The sequence below is a fragment of the Shewanella sp. Isolate8 genome (assembly GCF_022398495.1).
GTDB lineage: Bacteria > Pseudomonadota > Gammaproteobacteria > Enterobacterales > Shewanellaceae > Shewanella > Shewanella aquimarina.
In genome coordinates this window covers 579,751-595,956 of the sequence record NZ_JAKEVI010000001.1, presented here as the reverse complement: position 1 = coordinate 595,956, position 16,206 = coordinate 579,751, and the positions used below count along the sequence as shown (strand labels likewise).

At 52.9% G+C, this 16,206-nt stretch carries 10 protein-coding genes; 6 read left to right on the top strand and 4 right to left on the bottom strand.

What is annotated here, in order from left to right; genetic code table 11:
• Positions 1–19 precede the first annotated feature (19 nt).
• Positions 20–544 carry an RNA pyrophosphohydrolase gene (gene rppH / locus L1D43_RS02550; protein WP_041510328.1) on the bottom strand — a complete coding sequence of 175 codons (525 nt, stop codon included), beginning with the start codon at positions 542–544 and terminating at the stop codon, positions 20–22.
• Positions 545–1,237: 693 nt separating this feature from the next.
• Between rppH and mutH the strand changes: the two genes are divergently transcribed.
• Together mutH and L1D43_RS02540 are read left to right on the top strand one after the other, a co-directional pair.
• Positions 1,238–1,924, top strand: a complete 687-nt coding sequence (gene mutH, locus L1D43_RS02545) for a DNA mismatch repair endonuclease MutH (protein WP_239849832.1) — start codon at positions 1,238–1,240, stop codon at positions 1,922–1,924.
• Between the two features lie 521 nt (positions 1,925–2,445).
• A complete protein-coding gene (locus L1D43_RS02540) occupies positions 2,446–3,525 on the top strand; it encodes an adenylate/guanylate cyclase domain-containing protein (RefSeq protein ID WP_239849831.1) in 1,080 nt (359 codons plus the stop codon).
• Positions 3,526–3,531: 6 nt separating this feature from the next.
• Here the strand turns inward: L1D43_RS02540 and oxyR are convergent, their stop codons facing one another.
• From oxyR to L1D43_RS02525, 3 genes are all read right to left on the bottom strand, one after another.
• Complete coding sequence (gene oxyR / locus L1D43_RS02535) at positions 3,532–4,443, bottom strand: hydrogen peroxide-inducible genes transcriptional activator OxyR (protein ID WP_239849830.1); 912 nt, start codon at positions 4,441–4,443, stop codon at positions 3,532–3,534.
• A 219-nt stretch (positions 4,444–4,662) separates the two neighbouring features.
• On the bottom strand, positions 4,663–5,028 hold the full coding sequence (locus L1D43_RS02530) for an Hpt domain-containing protein (RefSeq protein ID WP_041510324.1): 366 nt from the start codon (positions 5,026–5,028) through the stop codon (positions 4,663–4,665).
• Between the two features lie 173 nt (positions 5,029–5,201).
• Positions 5,202–6,137, bottom strand: coding sequence for a TIGR01212 family radical SAM protein (locus L1D43_RS02525; RefSeq protein ID WP_239849829.1), 936 nt, complete (start codon positions 6,135–6,137; stop codon positions 5,202–5,204).
• Positions 6,138–6,624: 487 nt separating this feature from the next.
• On the opposite strand from L1D43_RS02525, the gene gltB reads away from it, so the two are divergent.
• The 4 genes from gltB to mtnN all read left to right on the top strand — a co-directional run bounded on the left by gltB (position 6,625) and on the right by mtnN (position 16,165).
• Positions 6,625–11,073 (top strand): glutamate synthase large subunit, encoded by a 4,449-nt coding sequence (gltB, locus tag L1D43_RS02520; protein ID WP_239849828.1) that lies wholly within the window; start codon positions 6,625–6,627, stop codon positions 11,071–11,073.
• 5 nt (positions 11,074–11,078) lie between these two features.
• Positions 11,079–12,488 carry an FAD-dependent oxidoreductase gene (locus L1D43_RS02515; RefSeq protein WP_239849827.1) on the top strand — a complete coding sequence of 470 codons (1,410 nt, stop codon included), beginning with the start codon at positions 11,079–11,081 and terminating at the stop codon, positions 12,486–12,488.
• Between the two features lie 1,174 nt (positions 12,489–13,662).
• Entirely contained in the window at positions 13,663–14,874 is a 1,212-nt protein-coding gene (locus L1D43_RS02510; protein WP_239849826.1) for a serine/threonine-protein kinase, read from the top strand.
• A 598-nt stretch (positions 14,875–15,472) separates the two neighbouring features.
• Entirely contained in the window at positions 15,473–16,165 is a 693-nt protein-coding gene (gene mtnN, locus L1D43_RS02505) for a 5'-methylthioadenosine/S-adenosylhomocysteine nucleosidase (protein ID WP_239849825.1), read from the top strand.
• Positions 16,166–16,206 lie beyond the last annotated feature (41 nt).

The following is a 16,206-nucleotide window of genomic DNA, read 5'->3' as shown; positions in this document are numbered from 1 at the left end:
TGATACTTATCGCCTTATCCTATCGGCGGCGACCTCTTCTTCTGCCACTGTGGCCGCTTTCCTGGGCCTGAAACGGCAATGCCGTCGGCGCAAACTCTTTCATCACCTTGCGGTACACGTCTCTTTTAAAGGATACCACCTGTCTGACCGGATACCAGTAACTGACCCAACGCCAGTCATCAAACTCCGGGTGGCCGCTCGCCGCCAGATTGATGGCAGACTCCTGACTCTTCAATTGTAATAAAAACCACTTCTGTTTCTGTCCGATACATAAGGGTTTACTGTCTTGCCTAATTAACCGTTTTGGTAATCTATAACGCAACCAGGAACGAGTTGAGGTTAAAATTTGCACATGCTCAGGCCTTAACCCAACTTCTTCATACAACTCCCGATACATGGCTTGCTCGGCGCTTTCGCCTTCATCCACACCACCTTGCGGAAATTGCCAGGAATGTTGACCAAATCGTCTGGCCCACATCACCTGCCCAAAGCGATTACAGATAATGATGCCTACATTTGCACGAAAGCCGTCACTATCAATCACATGGACTCCAAAATGAAATATTCTAATGAATCGATTGTTTCACAAAGCGGCGTCGGCGGCAATTCCCCATTAACAGATATTGCTTGGATAAAAAACTAAAATTTTTATTTTTATCAACAGAGACCGACACTTCAAACTGAGGATATCCACAAAATCTGTGGATATCTCTGTTTGAAACTCAGTTAAAATTGTCAATTGGGCCAAATCACTGATCGAATGTCTGGTAAATGCCAGCCTAGATTTAACCAGCAAGCATATGTATTTTAATAAAAATTAATTGTTCACACGGTAAGACCATTTGTTCACACCGAGAGATCGCACAAAAAACGGTCAAAGCGGATGTCAACAGAAAACCCGGATAAACTCCCCAAAGGTTATTCACAGATAAATAGTTTTATCGACCCCTACCGCGGAAAAATGTCATCAAAATCCCCTTGACAAGGGTTTTTCTATTCTGTCCCGTAACAGACTTATCCAGTTATCCAATAAATCTGTGGATAAGTGTGTTGGAAAGGGTGGGGAAATCACAGAGTAACTTAAATAACTGGCGAATCGAATAGATGAATATGAGAGTAAAAACACATTTTTTCATACACTTAATATAAAAATACTCGAGGATCTCTCTACCATAAAAAGATCGCACAATTTTTAACCTCGATTGATTAAGTGCATAACTCGGGTAAAATCCCCCCCATGAAGAGTCAAATTCTCCCCCCCGAATCCATCGATGAGTTGATGCACCGTGCCCAAGAGATGGCAGGTCTCACCCTGGGCCAACTGGCCGAACTCCACGGTGTCACCGTGCCTAATAACCTCAAACGGGACAAGGGCTGGATAGGTCAGCTGATCGAACTCGAACTGGGCGCCACCGCTGGCTCTAAGCCGGAGCAGGACTTTCTTCATCTGGGCGTCGAGCTGAAGACCATTCCCGTGGATGAGTCGGGTAAGCCACTCGAGACCACCTATGTCACCGTCGCCCCCCTGATGAATATCAACGGACTCAGGTGGCAAGAGAGTCTGGTGTATCATAAGCTGCAGCGAGTGCTGTGGATCCCGGTGGAAGGTATTCGCCATAAGCCAATCGGCGAGCGGCGCATCGGCTTTCCTATTCTCTGGACGCCGAGCGAGAGTGAGATGGCGCAGATACGCCAGGATTGGGAAGAGATCATGGAGCTCATCGCCCTAGGCAAGGTCGAGCAAATCACCGCCCGTCACGGCGAGGTATTGCAGCTCAGACCCAAGGGCGCCAACAGCCGTGCGCTGACCCAGAGCATATCCCAAGATGGCCAGATCAAGCTCACCAATCCCAGAGGTTTCTATCTCAAGATCCCCTTCACTCAGCAGATCCTGAGCCGCTATCTCACTTCGAGGGCCTATTGACCTTTTGAGAACAATTTTCGTTCTCATTGAGCACGTTCAAATCGCGGCATGAGGCTTGAAGTATAGTTATTCTATATAAAAGCCGAGTAACAAAGAGTTGAACGTGCTCAAGACGAACCCTGCGGGCAGCGTCTGTATCATTTTTCTACTGCGTTATCGCTCATTGATGTAGCACACCACATTACAATCGCTCTGCCTTGTATAAAAGCGATACAGAATGCTGCAAAAATGAACGCGAAAGATCAACAGGCCCTAGTTAAAAGGAGTGAGAGCTAAGGGTTATTTCTCCCACTTTAGACTTTTAGATAATCGACAAACTAGAGTTTTTTCTGTCAGCATCCCACAAGAAAAAAACAATCACCACGGTCACTTAACAAGTGTTCAACATAAATTTGTCGCTTTTTTGGCACATCTAGACTTCATTTGACTTAGATCACAAATATCACTGGAAATAGTAGGGGTGTTTTCTATACACTAGCGCATCCTGAGATTTGTGCAGCATTTAGGAATTTTCTGTCACCGTGAGAGCACGCATTCAAGCAAAGAAGCTCATATTTGCCATTTTCGCTTGGGCTATTGCCATGGCGGCCTTTGTGTTTTTCCGCTATGCGCAAACACCAGAGCTGCCCCAATGGGCGGTAGGCACTGCCGATCTCGCGACCCTGGCTATCTATATGGGGTTCATCTTTGGTAGCCTGCACTGGATGTCGAACCTGATCGCCGACTTTAGCGCCATCAATCGCCTGCCCTATCTGTTTTCGGTGATCTTCAAGGGACTCTTCCTGTTACTTGGTGCGACCACACTCGCCTACATGACCCAGTTTCTCAACATGTGGGCCATAGAGAATCATATGTCGACACTCAGGCAGATGTTGACCGCCCATATTCTCTACAGTCCCTCATTCCAGGCCCTGATCATCTACCTGGTGGTGGTGCGTGTCGGCCTGGCCTTCATCGAACAGGTGGCCCTGTTAGTCGGACCACGCATTCTGTTCAATATCGGCCTGGGCAAATATCACAGACCCAGATATGAGCAGCGCCTGTTTCTCTATCTGGACATGGTCGCCTCGACCACCCACGCAGAATCCCTCGGCGACTATCGCTTCAGCCGCCTGATCCAGGACTGCTTCAGCTTATTGTCGGATACCGTGGTCAACAACGACGCCGAGATCTACCGCTACATGGGCGACGCCGTGCTGATCCACTGGCCGCTGGAAAACGGCATCATCGAAGACCGCAGCTTCAATATTTATTATGAATTTAGCCAGCAGCTAAACTGGCAGCGTAAGTACTTCGAAGAGCAGTATGGCTTCGTGCCTAAGTTCAAGGCGGCGGCCCACTGTGGACAGGTGGTTGCGGCTGTGGTTGGGGTGCAGAAACAAGAGATCAGCTTCTTCAGCGACGTGCTCAATACCCTGGCGAGACTCCAGGATCAATGTAACCCGCTCGGACAGCGGATGTTGATCTCAGGCTCCTTGCAGTCGTTGATCGACACCAGCGACAGCAATTACGACTTTACCAATCTCGGTCCGATAAAACTCAAGGGGAAACAACACTCTATCGAGGTTTATGGCGTTTCCCCCAAGGGCAACAACAGCTAACTTTAGTTAGCCTTGCCCCTGCTCCAACAAGCTTTGAATCGCCTTGCCTAAGGTTCTGAAGGTCATGATACGGCTGGATGTCTGACGCCAGACCAGGCCGATATCCCGGTAAGGCGCCTCACCCGGCGGCGTTAAGGCCGTCAGCTCGGTATCGTTTAGAATCCCGGCATCGATCGCCATCTGCGGCAAGAAAGTCGTCCCCAACTTACTGTTCACCATCTGCACCAGGGTGTGCAGACTCGTCGCCGCGAACGGATTGATCTTGTCGCTGTCGGCCAGACTGCAGGCGCTGATGGCATGGCCGGTAATACAGTGCTCCGACTGCAACAGGAAGATGCTCTCATCGGGCAGGGCCTTGTAATCGATAGGCTGGCGCACCTCGCTGCTGAGCTCCTTGTGCATCACCAGCTTAAAGGGATCGATTCCCACCTTCATGCTGTGATAGCCACTGGTGTCGGCCGGCAGGGCCAGGAGCAAGAGATCCAGCTCGCCCTTGCCCAGCGCATCCAGCAATCGCTCAGTGGTATCTTCCTTCAGAAACAACGTCAGTTCGGGGTATTCCTGTTGACAGAGTTTCACCACCCGGCTCAGCAGAAACGGCGCAATGGTGGGAATACAGCCCAGGCGAATATCTCCCGTCATAGGCTGGCCCTGATGCTTAACCAGCTCCACCAGATCGTCGACATCGGTGAGCAACTTGCGCGAGCGCTGCACCACCTCCTCGCCGATGGCGGTGAAGATGAAGGACTTGTGATCACGCTCGATAAGCTGATGACCCAGCTGCTCCTCTAGGTTTTGAATCCCGCTCGACAGGGTCGACTGGCTCACGTGGCACAACTTGGCCGCGCGATTAAAATTCTGTTCCTGATAGAGATTGACCAGATAGTAAAGGTTTTTGAGGCTCGGCAGATGTTTCATAAAATCGATTACCAACTTCCATTTACATTCAATTACTCAATCTAACTCTAGCACAAGCCGCCCTAGGATTAACCCTCTCTTATGCCAGAAGTGTGAGGCGCTGCCCAAAAGCGAGCAAATAGTGCGCATACAAAAACGCCCCCGATGATCTCTCATCGAGGGCGCTATTAAACTTGGCAGGCCTTGGTTTATCGGCCTTGGTTTACAGGCTTTGGCCTATTAGGCCTTAGATTCCAGGTAAGCCTTCAGCTCGGCCAGATCTTTGCTGGCATTGTCCACGATCACCTGCAGCCAGTTGGCGTGCTCCGCAGGCCACTCGGCCGCCTCGCCATGTTGCAGCAACTGGGCATACTGCTGGATGCGCTTCAGTCCCACAGAACCGGCAGCGCCTTTGAATTTGTGCGCCTCAGAACATAAGGTATCTTTGTCTTGTGCTTCTTTAGCGTTGACCAGGTTGCCAACATACTCAGGCATCAACTGTTCAAACAAGACGACACTCTTTAGCAGAGTGCCTGCACCGATAGCGCTGCAGTACTGCTCAAGTGTGTTGAGATCCAATATTGATTCTAACTCGGCTGTTGCCATCTTAAGGCACCTCTCGAAAAAAGCTGACGGGACAAGAATAAAATTCACCCCATAATAGCGCCTAGAATGGCGGGCGCAACTAATTGAAGCATATGCAAGTTAAATACCTCCTTATTTAACCTTCCATTAACCATGCGTTAAATTAATTGCTCAATTCTTCACGTTTTTTGCCCCTAAATCGACATTTGATCACCTGCCGAATCGGTCAAATAATGACCCTGACCGCCGAGGCGTTCCAGATTCTGAACTATGGCCACCAGCCCCTCCCAGCGAAAGGCGCACCAGTCGGGAGCCAACAGCATAGGTTTCTTGGCATAGGCGGTAACACGATGAAATATCACCTCTTTAGGCGTTAGCCGGATCAACTCGCCGACACTCTCGGCGTAGGCCTGCTGAGACAGAAGGGTCATGCGTCCGGCCCGCCAGGCCTTGGCCATGGTGCTCCCCTCGACGATATGCAGTGGATGAATTTTGAGCCCATCGACCCCGACATCGAGCACCGCCCTGTGGCTGGCCAAAAAGTCTTCATGTGTCTCACCGGGCAGCCCCAAAATAAGGTGGGTACACACCTTGAGTCCCGCCTGTCTCGCCCGAATCACAGTATCCTTATACTCCTCAAAACCATGACCACGATTGATCCGTTTGAGGGTCTCAAGATTGGCGCTTTGCAGGCCAAGTTCCAGCCAGACCTCCAGGCCACGGGCCTGATAACCCGCCAGCAAGTCGATCACTTCATCGCTGACACAGTCGGGGCGGGTGCCGACACACAGGCCGACGATGTCACTGTCGGCCACCGCCTCATCATAGCGCTGCTTGAGCAGGCGGTACTCATCATAGGTGCTGGTGTAGGCCTGAAAATAGGCAATGAACTTAGTGGATTTTCCCTGAGCACGCTCGCGGCCATTGGCCAGCTGCACGGCGATGCTGTCTACCGTGCCATGCTCATGGCTGAACGAGGCCACATTACAGAAGGTGCAGCCGCCACGCCCCAGGCTGCCGTCACGGTTGGGGCAGGTAAACTTGGCGTCCAGGGTCAGCTTCTTGAGCCGCTGACCGTACTTATGCTTGCAATGCAGACCAAAGGTATTGACGTGACTATCCAGTCCCACGGGGTGCTCTCTCGCTCATTCAAAGGGCGTGGATTGTAACTGGCTTGATAGCGCCATTCTTGGTGCTACATCAATTTTTCGTCCCTTTCTCGACGTCCTAAGTCACAAAGCAGACGCAAACTTAGCGATACAGCACAGTATTGGCTAATACATTGGTCTAAGATTTGTTAAATCATTCACTGTATATGCAATAAAAATCACTTTTTTAGATTAAAAGACAATAATCCTTTTTGTTACATTTTAGTAAAAAAGATTCAGACACATATTCAAAATTCTTTTTATTCATAATGTTATACGTCAACTTTCACAGTTGACGTTAACGTAAGGTTAAAATGTAAACCGTATTAAACGCCCTCCCCTAGTCATACTTTATGCACAAATTTGAATTGACCTTTTACTAGGCAAAAGTTAATTTGGATGGTTCGGGTGCACATCAATCGCTTGAATTTCCCCGACGATGTATTGGTTAGTATTAGGGAGTTTTTATATGAGCTTGTATCACCCCAGTTTTGAACGGGATAACTGTGGTTTTGGCTTAATCGCCCAAATGGATGGCGAAGCCAGCCATAGAATTGTACGCACAGCCATTCATGGCCTAGATCGCATGAAACACCGTGGTGGTATTGCCGCCGATGGTCGTACCGGCGATGGTTGTGGCCTACTTATGCAACTCCCCATTAAATTCTTCGAAGCCGTGGCCAGTGAGAACGACTGGCACCTGAGCCGTAAGTTTGCCGTGGGCATGCTGTTCTTAAGCCAAGATGAGGCCAAGGCAGACCACACCAAGCGCACCCTGGAGCGAGAGCTTGAAAAAGAGACCCTGAGTGTCGCCGGTTGGCGCGAAGTCCCGGTCAACTCCGAGGTACTCGGCCCCATAGGTCAGGCCAGCCAGCCTAAGATCTGGCAGGTGCTGATCAACTCGCCCATTGGCTGGCGTGAAAAAGATCTCGAGCGTCGCCTCTATATGGCGCGTCGCCGTCTCGAGCAGCAGATGACTGACTGCAAAGACTTCTATGTCGCCAGCCTCTCCGGCCAGGTGATCGTCTACAAGGGCTTGATGATGCCCGCCGATCTACCCGCCTTCTATCCGGATCTGGCCGACATACGCCTGCAAAGCGCTATCTGTCTGTTCCACCAGCGCTTCTCAACCAACACTTCGCCTAAGTGGCCGCTGGCGCAGCCGTTCCGTTATCTCGCCCATAACGGTGAGATCAACACCATCACGGGTAACCGTCAATGGGCCCGTGCCCGCGCCTACAAGTTTAATGCGCCCCTGCTGCCAGATCTGCAGCAGGCAGCGCCCTTCGTCAACGAGAGTGGCTCAGACTCCTCTTCGCTCGATAACATGCTAGAGATGCTGCTCGCCGGCGGCATGGATCTCTACCGCGCCATGCGTCTGCTCATTCCACCCGCGTGGCAGAGTAACCCAGAGATGGACGACGAGCTTAAGGCCTTCTACGACTTCAACTCCATGCACATGGAGCCCTGGGACGGCCCGGCTGGCATAGTCATGACCAACGGCCGTCACGTGGCCTGCGCCGTCGACCGTAACGGCCTGCGCCCGTCACGCTATGTGATCACCAAAGACCGCATCCTGACCCTGGCCTCAGAGATCGGCATCTGGGACTATGCCCCGGACGAGGTGGTCGAGAAGGGTCGTGTCGGCCCGGGTGAGCTACTGGTGCTCGACACCCTCAACGGTCAGCTCTACTCCTCGTTTGAGATCGATAACGATCTTAAGCGTCGTCACCCCTACAAGGAGTGGATGGCCAAGAACAGTCATACCCTGATCCCCGCCGAGCAGATGCCGAGCGAGGCCCAGGGCGTATGTGAATTTACTGCCGACACCCTGCTGCAATACCAGAAGCAGTTTGGCTACTCCCGCGAGGAGCTGGAACAGGTGATCTGGGTGCTGGCCGAGAAAGGCGAGGAAGCCACGGGCTCCATGGGTGACGATACGCCTATGGCGGTACTGTCGAAGAAATCCCGCACCCTGTACGACTACTTCCGTCAGAAGTTCGCCCAGGTGACCAACCCGCCAATCGATCCGCTGCGTGAGAAGCATGTGATGTCGCTGGCCACCTGCGTCGGCCGCGAGCAGAACCTGTTTAACGAGACGACAGGTCACGCCTATCGGGTGATGTTTAACTCGCCCATCCTGCTCTACAGCGACTTCAACCAGCTGCTGGCGCTGGATTCGACCTACTACCGCGCCAACACGGTCGATCTCAATTATGACCTCAGCGAAGGGCTGGAAGCGGCAATTCGCCGCGTGTGCGACGAGGCCGAACGTCTGGCCCGCACCGGCACTACCCTGCTTATCCTTTCCGACAGGGCGACCGACAAGAGCAAGCAGGTGATCCCCGCCGCCATGGCCGTGGGCGCCGTGCAGCGCGTCCTGGTCGACAAGAGCCTGAGATGCGACACCAACATCATAGTCGAGACCGCCTCGGCCAGAGACCCGCACCACTTCGCAGTGCTGCTCGGCTTTGGCGCCACCGCCATCTACCCTTACCTGGCCTACGAGAGCATCTCGGCGCTAGCCAGCCGCCACGGCGTGCGCGAGACTCAGCAGCTGATGCTCAACTTCCGCCAGGGGATCGACAAGGGGCTGCGTAAGATCATGTCCAAGATGGGGATCAGCACCGTCGCCTCCTACCGCTGTAGCCAGCAGTTCGAAGCCATCGGCCTCTCATCTGACGTGGTCGAACTCTGCTTCAATGGCGTGGTTAGCCGCATCGAGGGGGCAAACTTTGCCCTGCTGGAGAAAGATCAACAGGCGTTGCAGAAACTTGCCTTCCAGGCCCACCAGCCACTGCCTCAGGGCGGCCTGCTGAAATATGTCGAAGGCGGTGAATATCACTGCTTCAACCCGGATGTGGTCAACACGCTGCAGCAAAGCCTGCGCGACCAGGACTATGGCGTCTACAAGCGCTTCACCGAGTTGGTGGACGACAGACCTGTGGCGACCCTGAGGGATCTCTTCACCGTCAAGGGTGGCAATGAGGCTGTCGAGGTTGACAAGGTCGAGGCCGCCGAGACCCTTTATCCAAGATTTGACAGCGCCGCCATGAGTATCGGCGCACTCAGCCCTGAGGCCCACGAGGCATTGGCCGTGGCCATGAACCGCCTCGGCGGTCGCTCCAACTCGGGCGAAGGCGGGGAAGATCCGCGCCGCTTCAACTCGGAGCGTAACTCGGCCATCAAGCAGATCGCCTCGGGCCGCTTCGGCGTCACCGCGCACTATCTGGTGAACGCCGAGGTGCTACAGATCAAGGTCGCCCAGGGCGCCAAGCCTGGCGAAGGCGGTCAGCTGCCCGGCGACAAGGTGAGCGTGGAGATCGCCGCGCTGCGTAACGCGCGCCCCGGCGTCACCCTGATCTCACCGCCGCCGCACCATGATATCTACTCTATCGAAGACCTGGCTCAGCTGATCTTCGACCTCAAGCAGATCAACCCAAGTGCGATGATCTCGGTCAAGCTGGTATCCGAGCCAGGCGTAGGCACCATCGCCACTGGCGTCGCCAAGGCCTATGCCGACATGATCACCATCTCGGGCTACGACGGCGGTACGGGCGCCAGCCCGATCACCTCGGTGAAATATGCCGGTAGCCCCTGGGAGCTAGGTCTGGCCGAGGTGCATCAATCACTGGTGGCCAACGGCCTGCGCCATAAGATCCGCCTGCAGGTGGACGGTGGCCTGAAGACAGGCACAGACGTGATCAAGGCGGCCCTGCTGGGCGCCGAGAGCTTCGGTTTCGGTACCGTGCCCATGATCGCCCTGGGCTGTAAGTACCTGCGTATCTGTCACCTGAACAACTGCGCCACAGGCGTGGCGACCCAGAACAAGCAACTGAGGGACAATCACTACCACGGTCTGCCCGAGCGTGTGATGACCTACTTCGAGTTTATGGCCCGCGAGATCCGCGAGTGGATGGCCGCCCTCGGCGTCACCGAGTTTGAACAGCTCGTGGGTCGCAGCGACTGGCTCGCGGTGCTCGAAGGCGCCACAGACAAGCAGCAACAGCTGGATCTGTCGGCCATTCTCTACAAGCCAGAAGTGCCGAAAGGCTGCGCCCTCACCTGGCGTGAGACCAACCCAACCGACGACAAGGGCGAGCTTAACCAGCAGATCCTCGGCCATTGTCAGGCGGCGGTGGATGCGGGTGAGCCACTGACCGCGCGCTTCGATATTAACAACACAGACCGCTCGGTAGGCGCGGCGCTGTCTGGCTACATTGCCACCAAGGTGGGCCGTCAGGGCGCTAAAGCGCCGATACAGCTCAAGTTCAACGGCAGCGCCGGACAGAGCTTCGGTGTGTGGAACAGCCCTGGCCTGTCGCTGGATCTGTGCGGCGACGCCAACGACTATGTGGGTAAAGGCATGTCGGGCGGCAAGATCACCCTCTATCCGCCAGTGGGCAGTATGTTCCAGAGCGAGAAGAGCGTCATCCTGGGCAACACCTGCCTCTACGGCGCCAGCGGCGGTAAGCTGTTTGCCGCGGGTCAGGCGGGCGAGCGTTTCGCGGTGCGTAACTCTGGCGCCATCGCCGTGGTCGAAGGCCTGGGCGATAACGGCTGTGAGTACATGACTGGCGGTATCGTGGTGGTTCTGGGTAAGACAGGGGTGAACTTCGGTGCGGGCATGACGGGCGGCTTCGCCTATGTGTTCGACCGCTTCGGTCACTTCAACCGCCGCCTCAATACCGAGATGGTGAATATGCAGAAGGTAACCGCGCCGATACAGCAACAGCACCTCAAGGGGCTTATCGAGGAGCACGTGGCTGAGACCGGCAGCGAGCACGCCAAGATGTTGTTGAACGACTTTGAAAACTGGATCGATTGTTTCGTGTTGGTCAAACCTAAGAATGTGGCGCTCGATGATCTTCTGCGTCTGGAACAAACTGAACCTGCATTAGCAGTGGTAGCGGGGTAATGGCCATGAGTAACGATTTTCAATTTATCGAAGTAGGCCGTAAGGATCCGACCAAGCATGACGCCAAGCAGCGCGCCACGCAATTTATCGAGATCTATCAGCCCTTTGCCCAGCCTCAGGTCAATGAGCAGGCAGACCGCTGCCTCGACTGCGGTAACCCCTACTGCGAGTGGAAGTGCCCGCTGCACAACTACATCCCCAACTGGCTGAAACTGGCCAAGCAGGGACGCATACTGGAAGCGGCCGAGCTGGTGCATGAGACCAACACGCTGCCGGAGATCTGCGGCCGTGTCTGTCCCCAGGACAGATTGTGTGAAGGCGCCTGTACCCTCAACGACGAGTTTGGCGCCGTCACCATAGGCAACGTGGAAAAATACATTACCGACACCGCCATCGCCCAGGGCTGGCGTCCAGACATGAGCAAGGTGGTCAAGCGTCAGGAGCGCGTGGCCATCATAGGCGCGGGGCCGGCCGGCCTTGGCTGCGCCGACATCCTCGCCCGCAACGGCGTCAAGGCGGTAGTGTTTGATAAACACCCGCAAATTGGTGGTCTGCTCACCTATGGCATTCCCGCCTTCAAGCTGGACAAGTCTGTCATGGACATCCGCCGCACCGTCATGGAAGGCATGGGGATAGAGTTCAGGCTCGGCGTCACCGTGGGTGAAGATATCGACTTCAACACCCTGCTGGAAGAGTACGACGCCGTCTTCCTCGGCATGGGCACCTACACCCCGATGAAGGCCGGACTGGACAACGAAAATGCCAAGGGCGTCTACCAGGCCCTGCCCTACCTCATCGGCAACACCCACAACGTCATGGGCACCACAGATGCCGAGACCCCTTACCTGAGCCTCGCCGGCCAGAAGGTGGTGGTACTGGGTGGTGGCGACACCGCCATGGACTGTGTGCGCACCGCCGTTAGACAGGGCGCCAGCGAGGTCACCTGTGTCTATCGCCGTGACGAAGCCAACATGCCGGGTTCGCGCCGTGAGGTGCAAAACGCCCGCGAAGAGGGCGTCAACTTCCTGTTTAACCGCCAGCCTACAGCGATCAAGACGACGGACGGCGTGGTAAGCGGCATCGAGTGTGTCGAGACCGCCCTGGGCGAACCAGACGACTCGGGTCGCCGTCGCCCCGAACCGATTGCAGGCAGCGAGCAGCTGATAGAGGCCGATGCCATCATCATCGCCTTCGGCTTCCAGCCAAGCCCCGCCAAGTGGTTCGGCGACTATGGCATTGAGCTGGATAAGTGGGGCCGCGTGGTGGCACCTAAGGTGGCCGACAACCCCTTCCAGACCAGCAACCCTAAGGTGTTCGCCGGTGGCGACATGGTGCGCGGCTCAGACCTTGTAGTCACCGCCATCGCCGAGGGCCGCGATGCGGCGCTAGGGATATTAAACAGCTTCGAGGCTTAAGTCTGAATCAGCTCATTCTCTGAGCTGCACAATTTGGCTTGTGATTGGCGCTTTAACTTTGAGTGAGAGTTAAAGCGCTTTTTTTTGCCAGGGGAAAACCAGGCTTGTTTTTTGGCTTTTGTTGCTTCTGGCGGTTATTGGTATTTGGTGGGGTGTTGAAGGTCGTACCTTCATGGCAATCTAGCTCCTGCCCGAAGAGGGCGTATGGGGATCTTATAGGTTGTAGCGTCTACCTGTTTGAGTATTTGATGGACTATTGAAGGCCGCACCTTCATGGCAACCTAACGCCTGCCCGGCGGGGGTTGTGCAGATACATCTGTGACACGCTGTGCGCCATCCCTGGCCGCTCTGCGGTTTCATCCCTGAAACCGAAGGTCACAGACGTATCTACACCCGGTATCTAACGTCTCTTCGATTTAGCGGTATATGATACGAGTAGCTAATCAGCTAGAGGGTGTCCCTTCATGGCAATCTAGCGCCTACCCGACGGGGGTTGTGCAGATACCCTTGTGAGACGCCGCAAGTACGCTCCCTGTAGGCTCTGCCGTTTCATCTGACCTCCAGGGAAGGAGGGAATGCCGAAAAATGTCGGGAACATTTTCGGCCCTGTCACGGAAGCTCACCAGTGTATCTACACTCGGTATCTAACGTCTCTTCGATTTAGCGGTATTTGATACGAGTAGCTAATCAGCTAGAGGGTGTCACTTCATGGCAATCTAGCGCCTGCCCGACCGGGGAATGTGGAATACTTTCGGGTTGTAGCGTCTGGCTCTGTTGTTATTTGATGGATTATTGAAGGTCGCACCTTCAATGCAACCTAGCGCCTGCCCGGCGGGGGTTGTGCAAGCACACTTTTGGCACGCCGAAATTCCATCCCTGGAGGCTTCACGGCGGCGTCCATGCCGCCGAGAGCCAAAAGCGTGCTTACACTGAGTATCTAACGTCTCTTCGATTTGGCCGCTTTTGATAACGTTTAGGAAAACTAAATCAGCATTCTGTAGATGGCTCGCCTTCTTTTGGACCAGCTCACTTTCTCCTTGTTATGTAATGTTGTTATTGATATAAATTTCAGATATTTAAAAATTTGTCGCAATGTACATTAGCTAACACCGATTTACATAGGCGGCATTGCGCTAATAAGCGTTAGTATTCGTTTTAAGTTCAGAGGTAAAAATTGGACGAGTATTCAAACCATTTAAAGCGTCAAGGATTTGAACTAATTGGAGACATTGGTAGCGGGCTTTCTGGTAAAACCAAAAAAGCTAAACAAGGCTCTTTAGAAAGATTTGTTGCAGTCAAGTTTTTCGACAGTGTATTCAATCAACATAACTCTGAACTCAAGAAAAAATTTAAAAGAGAAGCATTTATCCTAGCTGAGGCACAACATCCAGCAATACCGTATGTAATTACCCATGGTGAAGTAAAATGTGGCGAAGATTCAGTACCATACATCGTAATGGAGTACATTGATGGTACAAATTTAGAAGAATATATTCAAAAGCGTGGAGTGATTGAGCAAAGACAAGTAATTACAATTGCGACTCAAATACTTGATGCACTGTCACTTGTTCACTCGAAAGGTATCATTCACAGAGATATTAAACCGTCAAACATAATGCTATCTTCCGCTGGACATGCTTATTTAATAGATTTCTCTATTGGCTTTGCCCCTTCTGGAAACCCAAACTTTACAAGAGCAACTCGAACTGGTGATCATTTGGGATCTGTGGAGTATATATCCCCAGAGCAAAACATCGATATGAAAAATGTTGATTGCCGCACTGACATTTATTCTTTGGGTTTAACACTATGTAAACTGCTTACCGGAGAACCGACTCTTAAAGCATTAGACAAACCTGAACTATCTATTCCCCATGCGTTGAGAAATTTAATTAACAAAGCTTCAGAGTACGATGCGGAAAATCGCTACCAAAATGTCGGTGACATTCTGAGGGAACTAAAAAGTCTTTCTGGTGCTGGCCACTTTGCTATTAACACACCAAGTAAAGCACTTTGTTCTAACTTGAAATGCCCAGATGCTTCATGGTCACCTAATGGCTACTATAAAGGGGCTAATTTCATCGAAAATAGCATTGATATTCACTGTACTTCATGTGGCGAAAAACTAACTTATCAATGTGCATGCGGCTATCCAATTGCTGAAACACGCTTCTGTGGTGGCTGTGGAGCAGAGTTATTCAGGGTGCCTGAGTGCGATAGCTGCGGATCATATTTAAAGAAACAAGATATTGGTAAAGATACATCCTCAGGCTGTAGTAAATGCTTAAGTAAAAAGCAGGTACAGCCACAATTTCAGCCACCAGTTTGGGGGCAGCCTCAACAAATATCTAAAGATGTAGATTTTGATGATGATATTCCTTTTTGAGGACGGAATACTAACAAAAGCATGAACGGGACGTTTAATCGTGGTGCATTTTTTCAAAAAACGCTTTGATTTAGGTATTTCAATCAGTTTTAGCTAGCAATTGGCGTTAATTCGATACAATTTAGGACTTTGATTAGGTTATGGATACCAAATACGGCTTAATCGAAGAGATGGAAAACCGGGTGTAGATACGCCGGTGAGCTTCCGAAACATGGATGTTTCGGCAGAGCCTACAGGGAATGTATTCACGGCGTCTCACCGGCGTATCTGCACATGAGCCTGCCGCAGGCAATAGATAAACCATGACGTCATGGTTATAAACCACACCTCAAATACCAAGTCGGGTAGAGTTCAAATAGCAAAATGGAATTGCCTGCGGCAATTCAAAGAAATGAAGGCCAACGCTGCGACCAGCAAATACAAAGCCATAACGCTGATGGCCTCCAACAAAGAAACTTCCTAACTTGTTTTCCAACAAGCTAGCTTGCGATCCGCAACCTCGCCACCGAACCACTTTATTGCTATATTAGCGCCCATTATCTTAAGACAGGTTGCGCCTTCGTGCGGCCAGATCCACCTAGACCATAAAGGGTATTCAATGAAAATTGGTATTATCGGCGCCATGGAGCCAGAAGTCGCTCATCTTATCGCGTCTATGACAGACACTCAGACCCAGACCATCGCCGGCATAGAGTTTGTCGCCGGACAGCTAGAGGGCAAAGAGGTGATCGTCACCCGCTCTGGCATCGGCAAGGTCACCGCCAGTGTCGCCACCACACTGCTGATTGAGAAATATGCCCCGGATTATGTGATCAACACGGGCTCTGCGGGCGGTTTCGTCGACAGCCTGGCCATCGGCGATATCGTCATCTCCTCAGAGGTGCGTCACCACGACGTAGATGTCACCGCCTTTGGCTACGAGATTGGTCAGATGGCCCAGCAGCCTGCGGCCTTCATGCCGGACAGAGTCTTAGTCGAGGCGGCCAAGAAGGCGGTGGCGGATCTGGGCGAGGTGAAGGCGATCGAAGGCCTTATCTGCACCGGCGACAGCTTTATCTGCGACCCTGAGCGCACTAAGGTAATGCTGAATAACTTCCCGACCATGGCGGCCTGTGAGATGGAAGGCGCGGCGATTGCCCAGGTGTGTCACCAGTTCAAGGTGCCTTTCGTGGTGATCCGCTCGCTGTCTGACAACGCCAACAACGACTCGCCGGTAGATTTTGACAGCTACCTGGTGAAGGCGGGCCATCATTCGGCGCTGATGGTGATCTCGCTGCTGAAGCACCTGTAAGACGCAGGCGCTCACCCAGTAGCCATTTAGCGAAGAGCTAA

What these genes read in the sequence shown, in the direction of transcription:
- oxyR (WP_239849830.1), bottom strand. Translation starts at nt 4,443, where the DNA reads ATGAAACATCTGCCGAGCCTCAAAAACCTTTACTATCTGGTCAATCTC.
- mtnN (WP_239849825.1), top strand. Translation starts at nt 15,473, where the DNA reads ATGAAAATTGGTATTATCGGCGCCATGGAGCCAGAAGTCGCTCATCTT.
- gltB (WP_239849828.1), top strand. Translation starts at nt 6,625, where the DNA reads ATGAGCTTGTATCACCCCAGTTTTGAACGGGATAACTGTGGTTTTGGC.
- L1D43_RS02515 (WP_239849827.1), top strand. Translation starts at nt 11,079, where the DNA reads ATGAGTAACGATTTTCAATTTATCGAAGTAGGCCGTAAGGATCCGACC.
- L1D43_RS02530 (WP_041510324.1), bottom strand. Translation starts at nt 5,028, where the DNA reads ATGGCAACAGCCGAGTTAGAATCAATATTGGATCTCAACACACTTGAG.
- mutH (WP_239849832.1), top strand. Translation starts at nt 1,238, where the DNA reads ATGAAGAGTCAAATTCTCCCCCCCGAATCCATCGATGAGTTGATGCAC.